Annotated in this window: 21 protein-coding genes and 1 riboswitch; of the genes, 10 read left to right on the top strand and 11 right to left on the bottom strand. The window is 36.5% G+C overall.

Annotated elements, in window-relative coordinates:
* The first annotated feature begins 21 nt into the window (after positions 1–21).
* The gene (locus DSM03_RS06625; protein ID WP_128761208.1) at positions 22–615 is read left to right on the top strand and encodes a T9SS type A sorting domain-containing protein; all 594 of its coding nucleotides are present in this window, start codon (positions 22–24) and stop codon (positions 613–615) included.
* A 67-nt stretch (positions 616–682) separates the two neighbouring features.
* Here DSM03_RS06625 and DSM03_RS06630 read toward each other — a convergent pair whose 3' ends face one another.
* The 6 genes from DSM03_RS06630 to DSM03_RS06655 form a co-directional block, all read right to left on the bottom strand.
* The gene (locus DSM03_RS06630) at positions 683–1177 is read right to left on the bottom strand and encodes an acyl-CoA thioesterase (RefSeq protein ID WP_420813130.1); all 495 of its coding nucleotides are present in this window, start codon (positions 1175–1177) and stop codon (positions 683–685) included.
* A gap of 73 nt (positions 1178–1250) precedes the next feature.
* Positions 1251–1619: a 6-phosphogluconate dehydrogenase gene (locus DSM03_RS06635; protein ID WP_128761206.1), complete on the bottom strand. Its 369-nt coding sequence runs from the start codon at positions 1617–1619 to the stop codon at positions 1251–1253.
* Between the two features lie 24 nt (positions 1620–1643).
* The gene (locus tag DSM03_RS06640) at positions 1644–2981 is read right to left on the bottom strand and encodes a DNA recombination protein RmuC (RefSeq protein ID WP_128761205.1); all 1338 of its coding nucleotides are present in this window, start codon (positions 2979–2981) and stop codon (positions 1644–1646) included.
* A 137-nt stretch (positions 2982–3118) separates the two neighbouring features.
* Positions 3119–3907 carry an ABC transporter ATP-binding protein gene (locus DSM03_RS06645; protein ID WP_128761204.1) on the bottom strand — a complete coding sequence of 263 codons (789 nt, stop codon included), beginning with the start codon at positions 3905–3907 and terminating at the stop codon, positions 3119–3121.
* A 3-nt stretch (positions 3908–3910) separates the two neighbouring features.
* Positions 3911–4939 (bottom strand): iron ABC transporter permease, encoded by a 1029-nt coding sequence (locus DSM03_RS06650; RefSeq protein ID WP_128761203.1) that lies wholly within the window; start codon positions 4937–4939, stop codon positions 3911–3913.
* A complete protein-coding gene (locus DSM03_RS06655) occupies positions 4932–6077 on the bottom strand; it encodes an ABC transporter substrate-binding protein (protein WP_338068080.1) in 1146 nt (381 codons plus the stop codon). The genes DSM03_RS06650 and DSM03_RS06655 overlap by 8 nt, the downstream gene beginning before the upstream one ends.
* Before the next feature lie 87 nt (positions 6078–6164).
* A riboswitch (cobalamin riboswitch) is annotated at positions 6165–6384 on the top strand.
* 31 nt (positions 6385–6415) lie between these two features.
* On the opposite strand from DSM03_RS06655, the gene DSM03_RS06660 reads away from it, so the two are divergent.
* Positions 6416–8254 (top strand): TonB-dependent receptor plug domain-containing protein, encoded by a 1839-nt coding sequence (locus DSM03_RS06660; protein ID WP_128761202.1) that lies wholly within the window; start codon positions 6416–6418, stop codon positions 8252–8254.
* 10 nt (positions 8255–8264) lie between these two features.
* The gene (locus DSM03_RS06665) at positions 8265–9335 is read left to right on the top strand and encodes a YncE family protein (RefSeq protein WP_128761201.1); all 1071 of its coding nucleotides are present in this window, start codon (positions 8265–8267) and stop codon (positions 9333–9335) included.
* A gap of 75 nt (positions 9336–9410) precedes the next feature.
* Here DSM03_RS06665 and DSM03_RS06670 read toward each other — a convergent pair whose 3' ends face one another.
* Entirely contained in the window at positions 9411–10910 is a 1500-nt protein-coding gene (locus DSM03_RS06670) for a S41 family peptidase (protein ID WP_128761200.1), read from the bottom strand.
* A 42-nt stretch (positions 10911–10952) separates the two neighbouring features.
* Entirely contained in the window at positions 10953–12434 is a 1482-nt protein-coding gene (locus DSM03_RS06675) for a S41 family peptidase (RefSeq protein ID WP_128761199.1), read from the bottom strand.
* A gap of 111 nt (positions 12435–12545) precedes the next feature.
* On the opposite strand from DSM03_RS06675, the gene DSM03_RS06680 reads away from it, so the two are divergent.
* From DSM03_RS06680 to DSM03_RS06705, 6 genes are all read left to right on the top strand, one after another.
* Positions 12546–13055 carry an RNA polymerase sigma factor gene (locus tag DSM03_RS06680; RefSeq protein ID WP_073098903.1) on the top strand — a complete coding sequence of 170 codons (510 nt, stop codon included), beginning with the start codon at positions 12546–12548 and terminating at the stop codon, positions 13053–13055.
* The gene (locus DSM03_RS06685) at positions 13042–13479 is read left to right on the top strand and encodes a hypothetical protein (protein WP_128761198.1); all 438 of its coding nucleotides are present in this window, start codon (positions 13042–13044) and stop codon (positions 13477–13479) included. The genes DSM03_RS06680 and DSM03_RS06685 overlap by 14 nt, the downstream gene beginning before the upstream one ends.
* 16 nt (positions 13480–13495) lie before the next feature.
* On the top strand, positions 13496–14020 hold the full coding sequence (locus tag DSM03_RS06690) for a DUF4252 domain-containing protein (protein WP_128761197.1): 525 nt from the start codon (positions 13496–13498) through the stop codon (positions 14018–14020).
* Between the two features lies 1 nt (position 14021).
* Positions 14022–14558, top strand: a complete 537-nt coding sequence (locus tag DSM03_RS06695) for a DUF4252 domain-containing protein (RefSeq protein ID WP_128761196.1) — start codon at positions 14022–14024, stop codon at positions 14556–14558.
* A 137-nt stretch (positions 14559–14695) separates the two neighbouring features.
* Complete coding sequence (gene pta / locus DSM03_RS06700; RefSeq protein ID WP_128761195.1) at positions 14696–16789, top strand: phosphate acetyltransferase; 2094 nt, start codon at positions 14696–14698, stop codon at positions 16787–16789.
* Positions 16790–16805: 16 nt separating this feature from the next.
* The gene (locus DSM03_RS06705) at positions 16806–17990 is read left to right on the top strand and encodes an acetate/propionate family kinase (protein WP_128761194.1); all 1185 of its coding nucleotides are present in this window, start codon (positions 16806–16808) and stop codon (positions 17988–17990) included.
* A gap of 170 nt (positions 17991–18160) precedes the next feature.
* Here DSM03_RS06705 and purB read toward each other — a convergent pair whose 3' ends face one another.
* The gene (gene purB, locus DSM03_RS06710) at positions 18161–19504 is read right to left on the bottom strand and encodes an adenylosuccinate lyase (protein ID WP_128761193.1); all 1344 of its coding nucleotides are present in this window, start codon (positions 19502–19504) and stop codon (positions 18161–18163) included.
* A gap of 123 nt (positions 19505–19627) precedes the next feature.
* Complete coding sequence (locus DSM03_RS06715) at positions 19628–20173, bottom strand: hypothetical protein (RefSeq protein ID WP_128761192.1); 546 nt, start codon at positions 20171–20173, stop codon at positions 19628–19630.
* 48 nt (positions 20174–20221) lie between these two features.
* On the opposite strand from DSM03_RS06715, the gene DSM03_RS06720 reads away from it, so the two are divergent.
* Entirely contained in the window at positions 20222–20695 is a 474-nt protein-coding gene (locus DSM03_RS06720; RefSeq protein WP_128761191.1) for a heme-binding domain-containing protein, read from the top strand.
* Here DSM03_RS06720 and DSM03_RS06725 read toward each other — a convergent pair.
* Positions 20664–21344, bottom strand: coding sequence for an SIR2 family NAD-dependent protein deacylase (locus DSM03_RS06725; protein ID WP_128761190.1), 681 nt, complete (start codon positions 21342–21344; stop codon positions 20664–20666). The two genes, DSM03_RS06720 and DSM03_RS06725, sit on opposite strands and share 32 nt — an antisense overlap.
* Positions 21345–21365 lie beyond the last annotated feature (21 nt).

The raw sequence follows: 21365 nt of genomic DNA on the forward strand, positions 1-21365 counted from the left end.
CTTCAAACACAGTAATATGGCATGAAATTTACTTGGCTTTACATTTTTATATTCATATTAGGAGCATCTATAAGCGCTCAAGAGACACACATAATCAAGTGGGCTTCTGGGACTGATGACCTCCAAGCTCCACTAGAGGTTCAAGTGGGAGATAAAGTGCAATGGGTTTTTGGGGAGTCAACACCGCAGAATTTAATTGGTAATTCTTTAGGTGAATCTTCAGATTTTGGAATTCAGCAGGTCTTAGCTAAGGGGTCCATATATGAATATGTTTTTGCAAAAAGAGGTATCTATACGTTTCAGAGCGCTGTAAATAAAGATTTGAAAGGAACTATTCGTGTAACCCAATCAAAATCTACTTTATCGCAGACTAAAGATGGCTTTAAGATTTATCCTAACCCTGTAAAAGACAGAATATTTTTTAAGAATCCTAAAGCTTCCAACGGAGTAGAAATTACATTCTACGATGTACTAGGAAAGCTTGTAAAACGGAATTCTATCGACTCTAATATGTTGCAAAGTGGTATGGATGTAAGCCGACTTAAGCGTGGCGTTTATTTGGTTCAGATAGATAATGGAGAGCGTTCTTTTACTCAAAAATTAATAAAAGACTAAAAAAATATATAGTTCTATAAAAATAGTTCTATAAAAAAGGAGCCTTTTAAAGGCTCCTTTTTTTGTTTTAATATTCGAGTTGTACTTTGTGAGAATTTCTCAAGATCTCAAGATCTTCAATTTTTAGTTCTTCTTTTTTCGAAGTTTCCTGTCTGTGATTTTTCTTCATTTCTTGTCGATTCAAGCTTTTAAGAAAACGTCTTACTTGTTTTTCAGTTTTTAATATAAGTCCCGGGACAGGAACACTTTTACCTTTGTCATCTTTAGCAACCATGGTAAAGTAACTAGAGTTGCAATGTTTTATAATACCGCTATGAATATCTTCAGATTCAACGCGGATACCTACAACCATAGAGGTTCTACCTACAAAATTTACAGAAGCTTTCATCACCACAAGTTCTCCTACTTCAATGGGTCTTAAGAAATCTACAGTGTCAACCGAGGCTGTAACACAATAATTGCTAGAGTGTTTAGAAGCACAAGCAAAAGCAATTTGATCCATCAAAGACAAAATATACCCTCCGTGAATTTTTCCGCTGAAATTAGTATGAGAAGGCAACATCAGTTCGCTAATAGTTACCTGTGATTGTTCAATATTTTTAAATGATTCCAAGTGGTTTGGTTTAGAGGGTTGTTTATTCGCGATTAAAATGTGGTGAATTTTCTTTGGAGATATCAGTAACAAAATATTTTGTATCGCCCCAGAAAATGAAGGTTGCATAGCGCTCAACGTAAGTCAACTTCACATAGCTTCCCTGATAATCTTTCAGTTTTTGAATAACTTCATCTTCACTTCCCATCACCGAAAAATCAAAGATCTGAGCACCACTAATACCCTGACTAATCTGACCTTCCCAAGTCTTAGACAGAACACCTTTTTTACTGAATTTGATCAACTCGCCTGCACGCGTTCCTTCACTATAAGGAACGAAGTAAACAAACGAGTAAAACAGAATGGCGATAAGTATGATTCCGCCCAAAACAAAAGCTAAATTTTTTTTCATAAAATACAGTGTCTAAGTTCAAATTTAGTCATTAGCTGCTTCAATAGAGTCATCTTCTGTAGCGCTGTTCAATAATTTTTGATCTATGTCTTTACTGGTTTTGGCTCCAAGCTTTTTTAGACGTTCTACACGGTTGATGAGATTGCCTTTTCCTGTAAGTTTTGTCATCGTGCGATCATAGGTGTTTTGTACCGTTCCCAGTTGCGTTCCTACTTTGATGAGTTCATCTGTTAACAGTGTAAAGGAGTCATAAAGTCTGCCGGCCTGCGTTGCAATTTCTATAGCATTCTTCTTTTGACGATCGTTTTGCCAAAGGTTTTCTACCAGTTTTAAAGCGGCGAGCAGGGTAGAAGGAGTAACAATGATTACATTTTTACTAAAAGCTTCCTCATAAAGTTGCGGAGCATGGGCAGAAGCAATAGCAAAAGCGGGCTCGATGGGAATAAACATAAAAATCGTATCTGGGCTTTCTTCTAGAAGAGCCTGGTAATTTTTTGAGCTCAGGGTACTAATATGATTTTTTACCGAAAGGATATGCTGTTTAAGAAAGGTGTTTTTTAAATTATCTTCAGTTTCAGAAACGTATCGTTCAAAGGCTGTAAGAGAGACTTTACTGTCTACGATCATTTTTTTTCCGTCAGGAAGATGTATTAATACGTCAGTCTGAAAGCGTTTTCCGGTTTCGTCAGTATGGCTGTCTTGCAGCGTGTACTCGCGATCTTTTTCAAGTCCAGATTTTTCGAGAACTCGAGTGAGTATTAGCTCACCCCAGTTACCTTGCATTTTAGTATCGCCTTTTAATGCATTGGTAAGGTTTTCTGCGTCTTTACTCATCTGTAAATTGAGTTCTGCCAGACCTTTTATTTGCTGCCTCAGTTCGCTGTGTCTGCCTAAACTTTCCTTATTTGTGTCTTCAACCTTTTTCTCAAAACTGTTGATCTTTTCTTGTAAGGGTTTTAAAATTAAGTTTAGGTTTTCTTTATTCTGAAATGTAAATTTAGAAGACTTCTCTTCCAAAATTTTATTAGCAACAATCTCAAAATCCTTTGTGAATTTCTCCTGAAGTTTTTCTAGTTCAGCAGATTTTTCTGAGATACGATGTTCTAAGTTTTCAAAAGCTACATTACGGCTGGTTAGTTCATTTTGAAAAAACTCTTTATCGTCCTGAAGTTGCTCTTGTTTTTTGAGCAAATCAGCTTTTTCTTTTTCAAAACCTTCTAGTTGCTGTTCTTTGAGTTGTAATCTTTCGTGTAAGCGCGCAGTTTCAGATTTTCTTTTTAGACCAGTAATTAGTTGACCTAAAAAAAAGCCTATACCTAAGCATACTATAATACTAATTATCAGGATGAGACTATCATTCATGCAACTGGGATTTATTGGCACCCCCAAGGGGTTTAATACCCCGAGTCTTGCCTTTATATTGAAAAATTATATCTAATAAATAACTCGTAGGCTTGCCCCGACGTAGTTTACTCAAAGATAGGGATAAGGCTTTGGTATTACCGAATAAAAAATCGCTGGTTTTCTTTGTTGAAGCCAATAATGTTATCTGGGAATAACTGTTCAAAAATCCCAGACTCTGTCAAGTTTTTCGGAGTGTCTTGCGTTGCTTTTCCGTTGTGAATCACCAGCATTTCATCAGACATCCCTAAAACCAATTCGATATCGTGCGATGTACTTAAGATCGTTTTTTGTTGCTCGTGAGCGATTGTTTTCAGTAAAGAAAAAATAGAAGCTTTGTGATGTAAATCAAGATGAGTTGTGGGTTCATCAAGCAAAATGACTTCCGTATTTTGGGCTAATGCCCGAGCAATTAGTGCTCTTTGAAATTGCCCATCGCTTAGTGCATGACAAGCTGTATTTTTAAGAGCTTCTAACTCAGTTGCGTTTATAGCATTTAAAATATGGACTTTATCTTCTTCTGAAAGTTTTCCTAACCAATTAGTGTACGGCTGTCTTCCTAATGAAACCAACTCTAAAACTGTTAGGTTTTTTGAAATATATTGTCCGGTTAGAACTACGCTCAATTGTTTAGCTTTTATTTCAGCATCAAGAGTTTTAATAGGTGATTTTTCAAGTAAAACCTCTCCGGAAATAGGATTCTGAAGTCCGGCTAGTGTGCGTAATAATGTAGATTTACCAGAGCCATTAATACCCACCATTGTTGTAAATGTTCCTTTTTTAAGAGAAAGATTCACATCTTCAACAATGATAATCTTTTCCTGTCCATTTTTATATCCAACGGAAAGTTTTGAACTGCTTAGCAATATTTTATTAAAATCTGACATTACTTAAAATAAGAGTTTTTTCTTCCTAATTAAAAGCCAGATCACAACCGGCGCACCTATAATTGAAGTAATAGCGTTTATGGGTAGCGAGAATTCAAATAGAGGCATTTGTGCCAATGTATCGCAAAAAAGCATCAATACAGCACCTCCTAAAACGCAAGCCGGCATCAGCGTCCAGTGATTAGAAGCTGTAAACCATTGTCTGATCAAATGCGGAACGGCGAGCCCGACAAAGGCTATTGGTCCTACAAAAGCAGTTAGACTTCCTGCGAGAATGCTGGTGGCTATTAAAATGATAAATCTGCTTTTTTGTAAGGAAACACCAAGCGTTTGAGCATAGTGATCACCAAGTAATAGACTGTTGAGACTTTTTGTAACTGAAAAAGCTAAAATCATTCCTATAAAGTAGCAAAACGAAAGAATTATTAGTGCATCCCAAGAGATGTCTCCCAGACTTCCGAAGGACCAAAACATATACCGCTGTAATTCTTCTGCCGGACTAAAATACGCGAGTATGCTTACCACTGCAGCAGTAAGACTCCCAAACATTAAGCCTATAATCAATAAAGCCATCGCATCGCGAACTCTTGAGGCAACAAGCAATACAATGCTCAAAACAGCAAAACTTCCCAAGCTGGCAGCGAGAATGGTTCCCCAGCCATTAGGCACAACAAATGCAGATAAGCCCAGAGCACTTCCTCCTAAAATAAAAAAAGCAACACCCAAACTTGCACCACTACTAATTCCTAATACAAAAGGTCCTGCCAGCGGATTTTTAAATAGCGTTTGCATCATTAAACCTGCAACAGCTAGTCCGCTTCCAGTCATAATAGCCGCTAAGGCTTTTGGAATTCGATAATCGAGAATGATGTATTGCCAGGCTTCTTTTACAGTATCGTCTCCAAGAATAATTTGAATAATAGCTTTTAATGGAATCAGTACTGAACCCAAAGCAATATTGACTACGAACAGCAAAATCAAAAGTGTTCCTAGAATTACAAATTGAACGCTATGTTTACCGGTACTATTCAAGTGGTGTGAAAAAGTGAGAGGCTTTATTACTGTTAAGTTCCGGGTGAAAAATAGTTACCAGATCTTCAAGAACCCAGTCTGGTCTAGAAGGAGCCAACTCATAATAAAGCATTCCACCGGTTTCTCCTTTTGCAGCAGCAAAGCTGTAAATAGCTTTGTTTTTAAAAGCAGCAAATTGTGTGTAGGCATCATTTGTTTCTTTTAAAGATTGGTAGCTTTCAAAAGCATTAGGAGCAATCCAAAATTCAGCATTTTGTGCCTTATCCAGAACACTTTCAATACTTAAAGAAAGGCTTCCGGTTCCCTTGGTGTCTTTATATAAATACTCAGCATTTGCATCAGCTACCAGTTGTGCGGCCCAGCTTTCACCTTTTGGTAAATACCATACATCTTTAAACATAGCACCACTTAAAACTGTAGGCTTTTTCTTCGCTTTAAGGGCTTCTTTTTTTAAAGAATTGTAGTTCTCTTTTATGGAGTTGAAAATAGAATCAGCTTGTTTTTCTTTATTGTAGAGTGCAGCAAAAAATTTAATCCATTCTGCTTGACCAAGAGGAGAAGTTTCCGTCCAATCGCCATTATACAATACCGGAATATTTGCGCGTTGCAACGAGTTTAAGCTTTTGTTCTCACCTTCAACGCCAAAGCTCACCACAACATCAGGATTTAAATCGATCGCTCTCTCTGTATTTATAGATTCATTTTGTCCTAATTCTTCAATTTTTTCAGCCTTGATAAGCGCTCTTGTTTTGGGCGAAGAAATATAATCAAGATTTGGGAAACCCTTTAAAGTTTCTTCAACACCAAGCAGTTCTAGTGCAGGAATATGCGTTGTTGAAGTTACCACGATTGATGTAATCGGGATTGTTAGTATAGCGTCTGCTTCGATGCTATCTGGTAGATTTTGTCCTTCTTTGAGTAATGCATATCTGAAGGTTTTTGTACTTCCCGGCCAGGCTTGAAAAACACTTAATATTTTATAGGTTTCGTAGTCCTCAATATCAAATCCGGTCGCAAACTCTACTTGAGATTTACTCGTTTCTTGATTCTCTGAAACTTCAGGTTTTGACTCGTTTTTACACGAGTTAAAGACTAAAAAAGAGAAGAGAAATACAGTTGTAAATAGGTTTTTTATCAAAATCGTCTGATTTGGTGTTTAGGTAGTAATTGAAATTCAAAAGTAAGATTAATTAAAAAAAGTAAGGTAGACTAAGTGATTTGATTAACTTCGCGCTTGAATTTTGGTGGTTATTTTCTACTAAAGGAAATACCTTAAAAGGGAATCAGGTGCTTAATTTTTTTAATATTCCTGAGCTGTTCCCGCAACTGTAAGCTTTGTTCGGTTAACCGAACGGTAAAAATCGCTCTTACACCACTGTCTTTACGATGGGAAGGTTGATTTTTTATACGCGAGCCAGGAGACCTGCCAGAAGTAACTATAAACTGAAGACTTTCGGGGTAAAGGTCAAAGGGCTTATGAACTTTAGATTTAACTACATTTTTGTAGGGATTCTGTTGTGTACAGGGTTTCTTTATTCGCAAGAGCGTACGGTGACGCCTCTGGATTCTGTGTATTTAACAGATTCTAAATTAAAAGAATATTCTACCGGTCGCGATGTCTTGACGCTTTCAGATTCGATTTTGTACCAAAACAGAGCTTTACTAACCAATACACTCAATTATAACACGCCGATATATTTTAAAGAAAATGGCTTGGGAATGGTCTCATCACCATCATTTAGGGGAACAACTGCATCGCAAACTGCTGTGTTGTGGAATGGGATCAATATCAATTCTCAGTTTAACGGTCAGTTAGATTTTAATACGATAAACACCGGTGCATATAATGAAATATCAGTGCGTGGTGGTGGTGGAAGTGTTGTTTATGGTACGGGTGCAATAGGCGGTAGCGTGCATTTAAACACGACACTAAGCTTTGAAAAATTACATGAACATAATCTCTTTCTTCAATATGGTAGCTATAATACTCGTGATGCTCGATACAATTTTAAATTAGGTACAGACCAATGGAGTTTAAATCTGGCATTGTCCCGAAACAGCAGCGATAATGACTATGATTACCCAAATGGCGGTAAGAATTTAAATGGTCAATTTGAAAATACAGCTTTAAACGTAGGTCTGGGATTTAAGATTAATAACAAGAATTCCATCAGAATTTTTAGCGAACTTTTTGACGGGGAGCGCCATTTTTCATTAATACGTGCTTCAGAGACTGCTACAAAATATCAAGATCTAAATAGTAAGAATTTATTGGAGTGGGAAAGTAGCTTCGGAGATTTTATTTCGGTTACTCGAGTGGCATATTTAGATGAACACTATAAATACTTCGGAAATCTTAATTACGATTCGTTCACTTTTGGAAGGGCTAAAACCGTTATAGCCAAGTATGACTTGAGTTATTCGGTTACAGATAATCTAACTCTGAATACCGTTTTGACCAATACCAACACGACCGGTGAAGGTTCAAGTTTAGGTGAGAATGATCGAAATGTATTTGCTGCAGCATTTTTGATGAAACATCAATGGGCTTCAGACTTTAAATACGAATTGGGGTTTAGAAAAGAAGTTACAGCCAATTATGAAAGTCCGTTTTTGTTTTCTGTTGGAGCTATAAAAGACTTTAGTGATTTTTTCAGTTTAAATGTTAACGCTTCCCGAAACTTTAGAATTCCCACCTACAACGACCTGTACTGGTCTTCTGCCGGAAATCCTGATTTACTTCCGGAGAAATCTTTACAAGGGCAGTTAGGAGCTGTGTTTAATTACCGCTCGTTGCGTTTAAATATCACAGGATATTACAATGCGATCACAGATATGATCAGATGGTTGCCCGGAAGCGATGGGGTTTGGAGACCGGTTAATGAAGATGAAGTGCAAATATATGGTTTAGAATCGGGTTTAAACTGGTCTGAAATTTTTAAAAATAAACACCGATTTTCTTTAAATGCGACCTATGCGTATACGGTTTCTGAGAATGTAGAGACCGGATACCAACTGATCTATGTGCCCTTTCACAAAGCAACTGCGGGTTTGAATTATAACTATAAACGACTGCATACTAACCTTCAATTTTTATATTTAGGAGCGGTATTTACGCGCAGTGATAATAACAGCCTTTATAATCTGGATGCCTATACGGTTGGCAACTTCAGTATGGGCTATCGCTTCGGTAAATCAAAAGAAATTGAACTGGGAGGACGAATTAATAACTTTTTGGACGCCGAATACCAAAGTGTTGAAAACCGCTGGATGCCCGGTCGCAACTATACCATGTATTTAAATTTTAAACTATAAATAACCAATAATGAAAATCACCAAATTAACAATTCTAGCGCTTTTAGGCGTATTTATTTTAAACTCGTGTTCAAATGACGACGACGTTTCAGAACCACTTCCTGTTCCTGAAGGTGATTACACCGATGGTTTTTTTGTATTGAATGAGGGAGGAATAGGTACGGTTACTTATATCAGTGACGATTTAAGTACAGTAAATCAAGATGTTTTTGCAAGCGTTAATCCTAATGCAGCCGATTTAGGAGGGTATGCGCAATCAATATTTTTTGATGATAATAATAGAGCTTATATTATTTCTAATGGATCAAATTTAATTACTGTGGTAGACCGTTACACCTTTGAGTTAATTGATGTAATTGATGAAGGTTTAACTGTACCAAAGTATGGAGTCGTATATAATGGTAAAGCTTATGTAACTAATAATAACACATTTGATGATTATACCTATGACAATAATAACCCTCCATCAAGTTATGATGATTTCATTGCGGTAATTGACTTAGAAACTTTATCTGTTGAATCAACAATTGAAACCAATAGTTATACAGAGCAAATTGAAGAAGAAGACGGTTTAATTTATGTTAATGGTTCTTCTTTTGGTTACGGAAACACTCTTAAGGTGATAAACCCTTCATCTAATACTGTTATTCAAACGGTGACTACAGGGTTTGGAGTTAATTCTTTTGAAATTGAAGACGGTTTAATTTATGCACTTTCTAGTAATTCTTATGAAGTGTTTAATAAAGATAATGGAGAGCAAATAAGCATCTTAGAATTTGCAGATTTGAGGGGAGCATCAAATTTAGTCTTAGAAGATGACCAAGCTTATTTCACTGTAGATCGATCGGTTTATGTGATGGAACAAAACAGTACAACAGAGCCTGCAGATGCACTTCTAACATACAGTTCTACATCTCAATATGGTGCAATGTATGGTTTTGCTGCAAAAGATGGTCGTATTTACATCGCTGACGGAGGAGACTTTTCTTCTGATAGCTTTGTTGAGATCTATTCAACAAATGGAAGTTTATTAAAAAATATAACCGTTGGGTTAGGACCGAACGGTTTCTATTTTAACTAAACAATTTCTTACACTTTAATGCATAAAAAATCCGCTGATGAACTCAGCGGATTTTTTAGTTATAAGAATAATGTTCTATTTCTTAATTTCAGGAAGTCTGTTATCATACATTCTCTGATAGGTAGGAGAAAACATATCGGTTTCTCCAACCAGTTGATAAGCAGGTCCTGCACGACGTTTAGTGCTTCGGCTTTTTCCTAAAATTTGATCTAAAGCTAACCTTAAAAGTGGTTCGTCAGGATTTCCTAACTGCCCAAGATTAGTAAGATCCTCTTCCAATTCAAAATCGGGTATAATACCTGTTGCAGGCCCTACAATATCATTTGCATTTGAGTATGTATAAATTAAGGGTTGAATTGCATAGGTATGGTCTGGATTTGCATTAGTTCTTCCAAAATTAGACGAGTCGTAAAGTGTTGCAGATGCCTGAAATTTACCAACAGTCGTTGATCCTACTAATTTTACATCTATATAGGGTCTGAGTCCTATAATAGTTAATTCGCTAGCAGAAGCAGTACTGCCGGTTCCTATAACATACAGGCGGTTTAGATTTAAACTGTTTATAGCTTCTTCTTGATCTGTGCCGGTGTAGATCGTAGAATTGAATCTACTGATCAAACTCTCGGGACTTTCTGATTCAAAATAAGCTTGAGCTTCAGCATTCCATTGTTGTTTAGTGATGACTTGACCATCAAACTGGCCTGTAATCATAGAGGTGAGATCTATCGCAGTGGCTACAGACCCACCCCCATTATAGCGTAAGTCTAATACTAAATCGGTAATTCCATCGGCTTTGAAATCAGCAAAAGCAGCATTTAATTCGCTATCAAAATTAGACACGTAAGAGTTGTACATTAAATAGCCTATTTTTTGACCATCTACATCAAGTGTTTTAGCAATATAAACAGGGTTTTCAGTAAACCCTTCTTCTTTAGTAAGTGTAACACTTTCTCCTGTATTGCTCACGGTGTTATCTGAAACCGAAGCTAAATTCAGTGTATAGGTATCTTGATTAAGTAAGGTTTGATAATTATTTATAGTCATCTGGGTACCGTCTACCTCCATAAAAAGATCGCCGCGCTCAATAATTGTGCTTGAAGCATTAGAATTAGGAGCAACATAACGTACATAACCAAAAATATCATTAGAATTTGAAAAACGAACTAGACTAAATTTAAGTCCATTACTTTTGCTTACTCCAGAAAAACTGTTTTCTAACTCGATATAATTATCTGTTATAAAACTGAAGCGATCTTGATCTGAAATCAACTCATCGTAATAAAAATTTTCAGGATCAGGATTCTCTGATAAATATGTAACATATTCATTTGTATCAGTAAAGTAACCATCAGCCAATTCAGGGATGTCAGCTTTGTATAAATAATAAACATTCATCGCTTGGTAAATAAAGTCTTGAATAGGATAATCTTCTCTATCTAAAGTGACTTCTTCGGGTTCCTCTTCCGGTTCTTCAGTAGTGGGTTCTTCGACTAGCTCTTCTGTAACATCATCATCCTTTGAGCATGATGATAGCGCTAGAATACTTAGTAATACTATTAGAAAATTCTTTTTCATATAAAAGGGGTGTTTTTTGATAATTGCGTAATATATCATTTATTATTTAAAACTATCAGGAAGGTTTTTAATATACATACGTTGATAATCTTGCTTTTGGTTTTCCCGTTCTCCAATAACTTCAAAGACTGTACCATGACTATTTTTAGTTGAAACGAGACTTTTTCCTAAAATTTGATTTAAAGCTAAGTTTAAAAGTGGTTCATCAGGATCTCCTAAAGTTCCCAGATTTGAGAGGTCTTCACTCAGTTCAAAATCTGGGATGATGCCACTAGGTGGTCCCACGACACCATTTTTATTGCTATAGGTGTAAACTAAAGGTTGAATGGCGTATCTGTGATTCAGATTTAAGCTTTCATCATTTTTTCTAAAGTTATCAGAATCATAAAGTGTGATTGAAGCCTGAAATTTACCTACAGTTGTTGTCCCTACAGTTTGTACATCAATGTAAGGGGTAAGGCCTATTATTGTAAGCTCGCTGGCAGATGCCGTGCTACCGGTTCCTATAACGTATAATCGAGTCAAATTAAGATTATTTATAGCATTACCATTTGAGATAGTACTATCAAAACGATCAATAAGCGACTCTGGGTCTTCTGCTTCAAAAGCGGCCTGTATTTCAGGATTCCATTGCTGCTGAGTTACAATTTGTCCTTCAAACTGACCGGTGATCATCGAGGTGAGATCTATAGCGGTTTCTACAGAACCACCACCATTATATCTTAAATCAAGAACCAAATCTTCAATACCGTCAGCTTGAAATTGAGCAAAAGCAGCATTCAACTCTTGATCAAAATTTCTTCGGTAGGCATTATACATTAAGTATCCTATTTTTTTTCCTTCTAGGTCAAGAGTTTTAGCAATGAAAACTGGGTTTTCTATATATTCTTCTTGTATTAGGTCAAAATTCGTTTCACTAGGTTGAAACACATCGTTAGCATCAAAAGTTCCGGTTTGTATGGTAAAAGAATCTAACGCTAAAAGTTCGCGAGAACGTGCACTTAGAGAATAGGTCCCGTTTGCATTTGCAGTTGTAGTTAAGCGCTCACCATTAATAGTATTAAAAAGCATGCCTCTTAGAATGCCACTTTCTGAAGCTGACGTATTAGGCAACACATAACGAACAAAAGCGAATGCAAAGTTAGGATCGCCGGGATCTAGTGCAAGTCCATAATCTATACCACTGGTTTTACTAATACCAGCAAAGCTATTCTCAAGTTCGCGGTAATCATCTGTTATAAAGCTGAACCGATCTACATCGGCCACTAGTCCGTCATAAAACAACGCTTCAGGAGACTCAAAACCGTCTAGAAAACTGTTAAGTTCTGATTGTGTTTCAAAAAAATCGTTTGCAAGCTCTGGTATTTGTGGCTTGTAGAGGTAATACAACTGCATCCCTGAATAGATGAAGTTTTCAATTTCTAATTCAGATAACGGTTGTATTTCATCATCTCGGTCTGTAGCGCAAGAATTCAGTAAGAATAACGCGCAGAACGTAATAAGGATTGGGGTAATTTTTTTCATCAAAGCATTTTAGTTATCAACTCTAAATTTAAGGGTTATATTGTATTTGTGGTTTTTAATGTAACAAAATTTAGTTTAGATCGTCATCCTTGTAACTAACCGCAATTAAATATGAACCAAAACGAGTTTTTAGCAAAAGTCACTCCTGTTCAGGATCGTTTGTATCGCTTAGCAAAGCGACTGCTGGTTTCTGAAGATGAGGCGCAAGATGCAACTCAGGAGGTACTTATTAAACTGTGGTCTAATCGTAAAAAGATTAAAAAATTGAGAAGTGTAGAAGCTTTTGCCGTAACGATGACAAAAAACTATTGTTACGATAAACTGAAAGCAAAAAGTAGCAGCAATTTACAGTTAGTACACACTAACTATGAAGATCAGCACTACAACACGGTAAAAACCAGCGAAAATAGTGACAGTGTCAATTGGGTATTGAAATTGATGAAAGACTTACCCGAACAGCAACGCCTGGTTTTACATATGCGGGATGTAGAGCAATACACCAATAGTGAAATTGCAGAAGAATTAGATTTAAATGAAACAGCGGTGCGTGTAACGCTGTCGAGAGCAAGAAAAACCATACGCGAACAATTGTTAAAAAAACATAACTATGGACTTAAATAAAATAGAAAACCTGCTGGAGCTTTATTTTGAGGGAGAAACTTCCTTAAAGCAAGAAGCGCAGTTACAGGAATACTTCACTAGTGATGAGGTAGCTCCGCACCTGAAAGAGTATGTTCCTATCTTTGGCGCTTTTGCGAAAGCTAAAGAAACCGGTTTCAACCGTACTTTAGAATTACCAGAAACTAAAAGATCGTATAAATGGATACCTGTTGCAGCCAGTGTTTTATTGTGTATAGGTCTCTTTTTAACGTATAATCAGAAGCAAGGTTCTGAAAATGATTTAGGTACGTATAAAGATCCTGAAGTAGCAGCTTTAAAAACAAAACAAGCGCTCTTTATGATGGGGAGCTTTATGAATAAAGGTACCGGCCAGTTAGAAAAACTGGAAACATTTGAAGAGACCGCAAATCAAATTATAAAATAATCAAAATCAAAAAACGATGAATAAATTAGTAATTACCCTTATGTTAGTAGGTCTAAGCTTTACCTCTTTTGCACAAAATAGCTTTGATCAGTTTGAAGATATGAAAGACGTTACCTCAATGGTAATTAATCAAAAGATGTTTGGGCTGTTATCTAAAATGGATCTTGATCTTGAAGATTCTGAGATGAAAAATTACAATGAAATGGTCAAAAGTCTTAAGGATATTAAGCTTTTTACCACTAAAAGTTCTTATGCATCAAAGCAGATGAAACTTGAATTTAATTCTTATAAAACCAGTCAACGTCTTGAACAATTAATGAGTATTAAAGACGATGGTAAAAATGTAAATTTCTATTATAAGCCTGGTAAAAGTGATGATTTTGTAAGTGAATTTTTAATGTTTATTGATGGCGAAAGCAATAATGATGATACTGTACTTATTAAAATAACGGGAGATATAAATCTTAAAGATATAGGTAAAATAGCAAGTAGTATCAACTTCAAGGGAAGTGAAGAACTTAACAATGTAAAAGTAAATTAAAATGAAAGCTTTAAAACTGAGTCTGGTTCTACTCTTGATTGCAACTTGTATAAGTTGTAATAATAAGCAATCCCTGCAAGAATATTATATAGACAGCAAAGAGAACGATAAGTTTATTATGGTTGATCTGCCTACAAGTCTTATTGCTCCTAAAAGTGAAAACCTTTCTGAAGATCAGCAACGCATTATCGCTTCAGTAAAAAAGGTAAATCTTTTAGCTTATGCTATGAAAGATACCAGCTTTTACAATTCTGAGACTAATAAGGTAAATGGTATTCTTAATGCGGACAATTACGACGAACTCATGAAACTAGGAACTCCAGAGCAACGTATGCGGGTTTTTATTAAAGGAGATGAAGATGCTATAGATGAGGTTGTTGTTTTTGCTCAGGATAACAACAAAGGGTTTTTATTAGCCCGCGTTCTAGGAGATAATATGAATGTAGCTGATATGGTACGTTTTGCTGAAACTATGGATACGAGCAGTGCGGCTCTCAACACCGGTGGTTTTGAAGGTATAATGGACGTTTTTAAGTAAATAGAATTATAAATATTCAATCCTAAAAGAGCGCTAAATGCGCTCTTTTTTATTTAGAATTATTTTAAACACTGACTTAAATCAGTGTTTTCTTAATTTATGAAATAGTATTTTTGCATAAACAAATTCTCCACTCCATGAACAAAGGAATTTACATTGCCACACTAGAACCTAATAGTGGTAAATCTATTGTTTCACTAGGCCTGATGCGCACACTTCTGGGTAAAACTGCAAAAGTGGGTTATTTCAGACCTATAATAGATGACAGCAAAAATACCAGCAAAGACAATCATATTAGTACGGTGATTTCTTTTTTTGATATAGATCTGGATTATGAAGATGCTTATGCGTTCACGAGTAGTGAAATCATAAAAAAAAGAAACAAAGGGAGATCTGGCGAAATTCTGGATACGATTATTACTAAATACAAAAATCTGGAAGATCGGTTTGATTTTGTATTAGTAGAAGGATCTGATTTCACAGGAGAAGGAAGCATTTTTGAATTTGATACTAATGTCTTAATTGCTAAAAACCTAGGATTACCCGTTATTTTAGTTGGTAGCGGAGTAGGGAAGACTGAAGATGAATTGCTGGGAAGTATGCAAATTGCGTACACCACTTTTCTAGATAAAGACGTTTCAGTTTTAGCAGTGGTTGCTAATAAAGTTCAAGAAGAAAACCTGTTAATTGCTAAAGAAGGTTTGAGTAAATTCTTACCCGACACGGTTGAGGTTTTTGCCATCCCCTTTACCGAAAAATTAGCGCATCCTACCATAAAAGAGATTGTAGCAGAGTTAGATGGTAAAGTCTTGTTCGGTTCTGATTTTTTAGATAATCAGACTGGTAATTTTGGGGTAGGAGCGATGCAGTTACGTAATTACCTGACGCATTTAAAAGAAGACAGTTTAGTGATCACTCCCGGTGATCGAGCAGACATAATACTGGGGGCTTTACAGGCCAATATTTCAACCAATTACCCGAGGATTTCTGGCATAATTTTAACAGGAGGATTGATCCCTGAAGAGCCTATTCTAAAATTGATACAAGGTCTTTCTCAGATAGTTCCTATTGTGTCGGTTAATGACGGTACATTTTCGGTAACTAATAGGGTAGGTAGTATTAAATCACAGATTTATGCAAATAGTAAACCTAAGATTGATACTTCACTTACCGTATTTGCAAAAGAAGTTTCTTTTGATAAACTCATCGAGCGTTTTATCAACTTAGAACCTAAAGGAATTACGCCTAGAATGTTTCAATATGGTTTGATGAAACGCGCCAGAACTGCAAAGAAACACATTGTAATGCCCGAAGGTACAGATGAGCGAATTTTAAGCGCTGCAGTACAATTGGTTGAGTTAGATATTGTAAAAATAACCTTGCTTGGTGATCTTGAAAAGGTTAAAGAAAAGGCAGTTCAGTACAGTATTCCACTTGACTTAAGTAAAATTGATATAATAGACCCTGTGAAGTCAGAGCATTTTGAGGATTATGTAGAAACTTTTTATGAGTTGCGTAAACATAAAAATGTAAACTGTGATATCGCAAAAGACTGGATGGCAGATGTATCTTATTTTGGTACGATGATGATTTATAAAGGTCACGCAGATGGTATGGTAAGTGGTGCTGCGCATACGACCCAGCACACCATTAGACCGGCGCTTCAGTTTATCAAAACAAAGCCTGGTGTTTCGGTAGTTTCTTCAGTATTCTTTATGTGTTTAGAAGATCGCGTTTCGGTCTTTGGAGATTGTGCGATCAATCCAAATCCTTCGGCAACAGAATTAGCAGAAATCGCTATTTCATCCGCAGAAAGTAGCCTGGCGTTTGGTATAGAACCTAAAATCGCAATGCTCTCGTATTCCTCAGGAACATCAGGAAAAGGTGCAGATGTTGATCGCGTCAGAGAAGCAACGGCTATAGTTAAGAAAGAACGACCAGATTTAAAGATTGAAGGACCCATTCAGTACGATGCGGCTGTTGACGCAGCTGTGGGTAAAAGTAAATTACCCGATTCTGAAGTTGCAGGTCAGGCAAGTGTGTTGATCTTTCCAGACTTAAATACCGGAAATAACACTTACAAAGCGGTACAGCGTGAGACCGGTGCTTTAGCTATAGGTCCTATGTTACAGGGATTGAATAAACCTGTGAATGATTTGAGTCGCGGTTGTACAGTAGAAGATATTTTTAATACAGTAATCATTACAGCTATACAGGCCCAAGGCCTATAATTAGATTTAACTTAAAATGAAAATACTCATAATAAACTCTGGAAGTTCATCTATAAAATTTCAATTGATTCAAATGCCACAGGCTTCTGTTTTAGCTAGCGGAATGGTTGAACGAATAGGTATTGAAGGTGGTTCTATTTCTTATAAGAATGCTAGTAATGATTTTTCAAAAAAAATAAACTTTCCAGATCATGCTTCTGGTTTAAAAAAGATAGCAGAGCTGTTAATGGACCGCGATCTTGGGGTGATTGGCAGTGCAGATGAAATTAATGCGGTAGGACACCGTATCGTTCACGGAGGGAAACAATTCACAGAAACAACTCAAGTAACTGAAGAAGTAAAAGCCAATATAAGACGCTTGTTTTCGCTTGCACCACTACATAATCCAGCGCATCTTAATGGTATTGAAGTTGCAGAAGATATATTTAAAAATGCATCGCAAGTTTGTGTTTTTGATACTGCATTTTTTACTTCTATACCTCAAAAAGCTTATCAGTATGCTATACCAAAACATTTTATGGATGATTCGCGAATACGTTTATACGGTTTTCACGGCACAAGTCATAAGTATGTTTCAGAAAAAGCCCTTGAGCATCTAGGCAAACCTGATGCAAAATTGATCACCATACATCTGGGTAATGGCTGTAGCATGGCTGCAATTAAGGCAGGTAAAGCTATTGATACTTCAATGGGATTTGGTCCTGCTAACGGATTGATTATGGGTACTCGTGCCGGGGACATAGATCAGAGTGTAATATTCTATATGCAAGAACATCTGGGGTATTCTGTAAAAGAAGTGAGCGATATTCTGTTGAAACAAAGCGGAATGTTGGGGCTTACAGGTTATAGCGATTTACGAGATATAGAGGCTGCAGCCGCAGAAGGAGATGAAGTTTGTGCGTTAGCTTTAGAGATGAATGCCTACCGCATACGTAAATTTATAGGTGCTTACACAGCAGCATTGAATGGTGTTGATGCTATTGTATTTACTGCGGGAATAGGAGAGAATAGTAGCACAATACGCAGTAAAGTGTGTAAAGAGATGGAATACATAGGCATTGAACTGGATGAAAGTCTCAACGGGCAACGTTCTAAAAAACTTCGCGAAATTCAATCTGCTTTTTCTAAAGTAAAAGTGATGGTAATCCCTACTAATGAAGAATTGGCAATTGCAACTCAGGTTTTTGACCTGATGAAATAATATCAATCAAGCGCGCCGCGTGCGCCATAAATTGTAAAGAAGAGCAATAAAAATAATCGCTAAACCTAAAAGCACTGCTGTTTTTGTAAGAATTCCTGCGAGGCCCGCAATAAGAATTCCTGCATAAAGCAGAATGACTAAAATTAGATTTAGCGAATATTTTGAGTTCATTAGATTCCGGTATAATTAGCCGGAGTGATTGCTTTTAATTCTGTTTTGATTGAATCACTCACTTCTAAAGTTTCTATAAATCGATGCATAGAATCCTGAGTGATAGCTTCATTAGTACGAGTAAGTCCTTTTAAAGCTTCGTATGGATTTGCATAGCCTTCACGACGTAAAATAGTCTGTATAGCTTCTGCCACCACTGCCCAGTTATCTTCAAGATCTTTAGCAAATTTGCTTTCGTTTAATAGTAATTTATTCAGCCCTTTTAAGGTACTCTGTAAACCTATCAATGTATGACCATAAGGAACGCCTATATTACGCAGAACAGTACTGTCTGTAAGGTCTCTTTGTAGTCTGGATATAGGTAGTTTTGCTGATAGATGTTCAAATAAAGCATTTGCTATCCCTAAGTTTCCTTCGCTATTTTCAAAGTCAATAGGATTTACTTTATGCGGCATAGCCGAAGAACCAACTTCTCCCTTTTTAATTTTCTGCTTAAAATATTCCATAGAAATATACTGCCAGAAATCACGATCAAGATCCAATAAGATGGTGTTGATGCGTTTAATGTTGTCAAAAAGAGCAGCCATATGATCGTAGTGCTCTATCTGTGTAGTAGGAAAGGAGTGGTGTAGTTTTAAAGTCCCGCTTACAAAAGAGTTACCAAAAGCTTTCCAGTCAATCTCCGGATATGCTACGTGATGGGCATTGTAATTACCGGTTGCTCCACCAAATTTTGCAGCACTTGGCACGTCTTTTAAGAGACGAATTTGCTCTTCTAAACGAACTACAAAAACTTCAATCTCTTTTCCTAAGCGTGTAGGAGATGCCGGCTGACCGTGCGTACGAGCAAGCATCGATACTGTTTCCCACTCATCTGTAAGTTGCTTTAGATGATCTACCACTTCAAGAAGATGTGGTAAGTAGACCTGGTTGGTCGCATCTTTTAAACTTAACGGAATCGCAGTGTTGTTAATATCCTGAGATGTCAGACCAAAGTGTATAAACTCTTTAGACTCAGTTAAGCCAAGGCCATCAAATTTTTCTTTAATAAAATACTCAACAGCTTTAACGTCGTGATTGGTAACGCTTTCAATTTCTTTTACTTTAAGTGCATCTTCAGTTGTAAAATCTTCATAAATCGCCCGTAATTGAGGGTATTTTTCCTTCGGAAATTCGCTAAGTTGAGGCAAAGGGATTTCACATAAGGCGATAAAATATTCGATTTCTACTTTGACACGATATTTTATAAGTGCTTTTTCAGAAAAATAAGCCGAAAGTGATTCGGTTTTACTTGAATATCTGCCGTCTATAGGTGAAACGGCTTCTAATGAAGATAAAGACATAGTTGCTTTTATAGTTAAAAGCGCAAATATACACAGCTACTTGCTAGCAACAAACCAGAATTTGAAGTAAACTCCTTGTACGGGCTTAAAAGGACTTAATCTAGATAATTGAAACGGTTTTAGTTAAGATTCAAGCTTTTTTAAAATAGACTTAGCACGGGACTGAAAAGCTGCAGAGCTCGCATCAAACTGAAGTTCTAATTGCGCTTTGAGTTCACCGGGAATCCAACTTTCTGTTTCAGAAAGGTTGTAAATACTTTGCATTGCAAAAACCTTAACCGCAATTTTCTCATTGCCTATTAACCAATCAAAGCATTTTGAAAGTATTTGTTCACGTTCAGCCTTAGATAACTTTTCACTTTTTAGAAATTTAGAAGTGAGCAGTTCACAGATCTTTGAAAAAATGCGGGAAACAGTTTCTATCTGATTTTTTTGAAGAGCATTTAGAAATGGATCCAGATAAGGCTTGAGAAGTTTTATATCTGAACGTAATGCAATATCTAAACCATAAGCAGCTTTTGTAGCAAGTTCCTCAGAACCTTGTTGTATGAATTTTAAGCTATAGTTTATAAGCTCTGGTTCAGCTGAAATTTCTTGACCAAGAGCTTTCCGGTCGCTCAATCGCGATGAAATTTGCAAAACTTTTACTGCCCATTTTTCTTCGGTCATTTTAATTGATTAATTTGACTTTTAAATTAAGATTCTAAAATTAATATTATGGTCTGGATAAAACGTTTTTTGATACTTGCTTTGGTCGCATTGGTAGTAATTCAATTTATTCCCGTAGAAAAAAATGAGGGAGGTTATAAATCTCTTGATTCCTTTTTAGCAGAAACAAAACCTAGTGACGCTGTTGGGACAATTTTAAAAACAGCTTGTTACGATTGTCACAGTAATCAAACCGAATATCCTTGGTATTCTAATCTAGCTCCTGCAAGTTTTTTCTTAGCAGATCACGTAAAAGATGGAAAGAGACATCTTAATTTTTCAGAATGGGATACCTATTCTGCGAAGCGAAAAGATCACAAACTGGATGAATTAATAGAAGAAGTTGAAAGTGGTGAGATGCCTTTAGAGTCATATACGCTCATTCATACAGACGCTAAGCTAGATGCAGCGCAAACTGAAGCTTTACTAAATTGGGCAAAAGCAGCAAGACTTAACTATTCAGAAGCTTTTGAACCACAGTAGGTACACCGGTTGAGGCATTTTCAGCAATAACATTAAGATTAGCTTGTGATTTAATATTGGGTTTAGGGTCTATAAAGTAAATAGCAGTATCATTTTTAGCATAATTTATTAAAGAGGCAGCCGGGTAAACCTGCATAGAAGTCCCCACGATTAAAATATAATCTGCTTCAGAAGTGAGTTGAGCAGCAGTGTCTAACAACGGAACCATCTCTCCAAACCAAACAATATGCGGTCGCAGTTGACTTTTTTTTGCACACAGATCTCCTTCGCAAATATCATCACTCCAATCTAAAACCAGATTTTCATCAACAGTACTTCTTGCTTTTAAAAGTTCGCCATGTAAATGAACTACAGACGAACTTCCTGCACGCTCGTGTAAATCATCTACATTTTGAGTAATAATATCAACCTGAAATTGTTCTTCAAGATCTACTAAGGCTTGGTGAGCTGCGTTGGGTTCAACTGTTTTTAATTGCCGGCGACGTTGATTGTAAAAATCCAATACAAGTGCCTGATTATTAAACCAACCTTCGGGGCTGGCTACTTGCATAACATCATGACCTTCCCAAAGTCCGTTAGAATCTCTAAATGTTTTTAAACCGCTTTCAGCACTGATTCCTGCACCGGTGAGTACTACTATTTTTTTCAAACCAAATATTTTTTTAAATAT

The organism is Leeuwenhoekiella aestuarii, assembly GCF_004104055.1.
GTDB lineage: Bacteria > Bacteroidota > Bacteroidia > Flavobacteriales > Flavobacteriaceae > Leeuwenhoekiella > Leeuwenhoekiella aestuarii.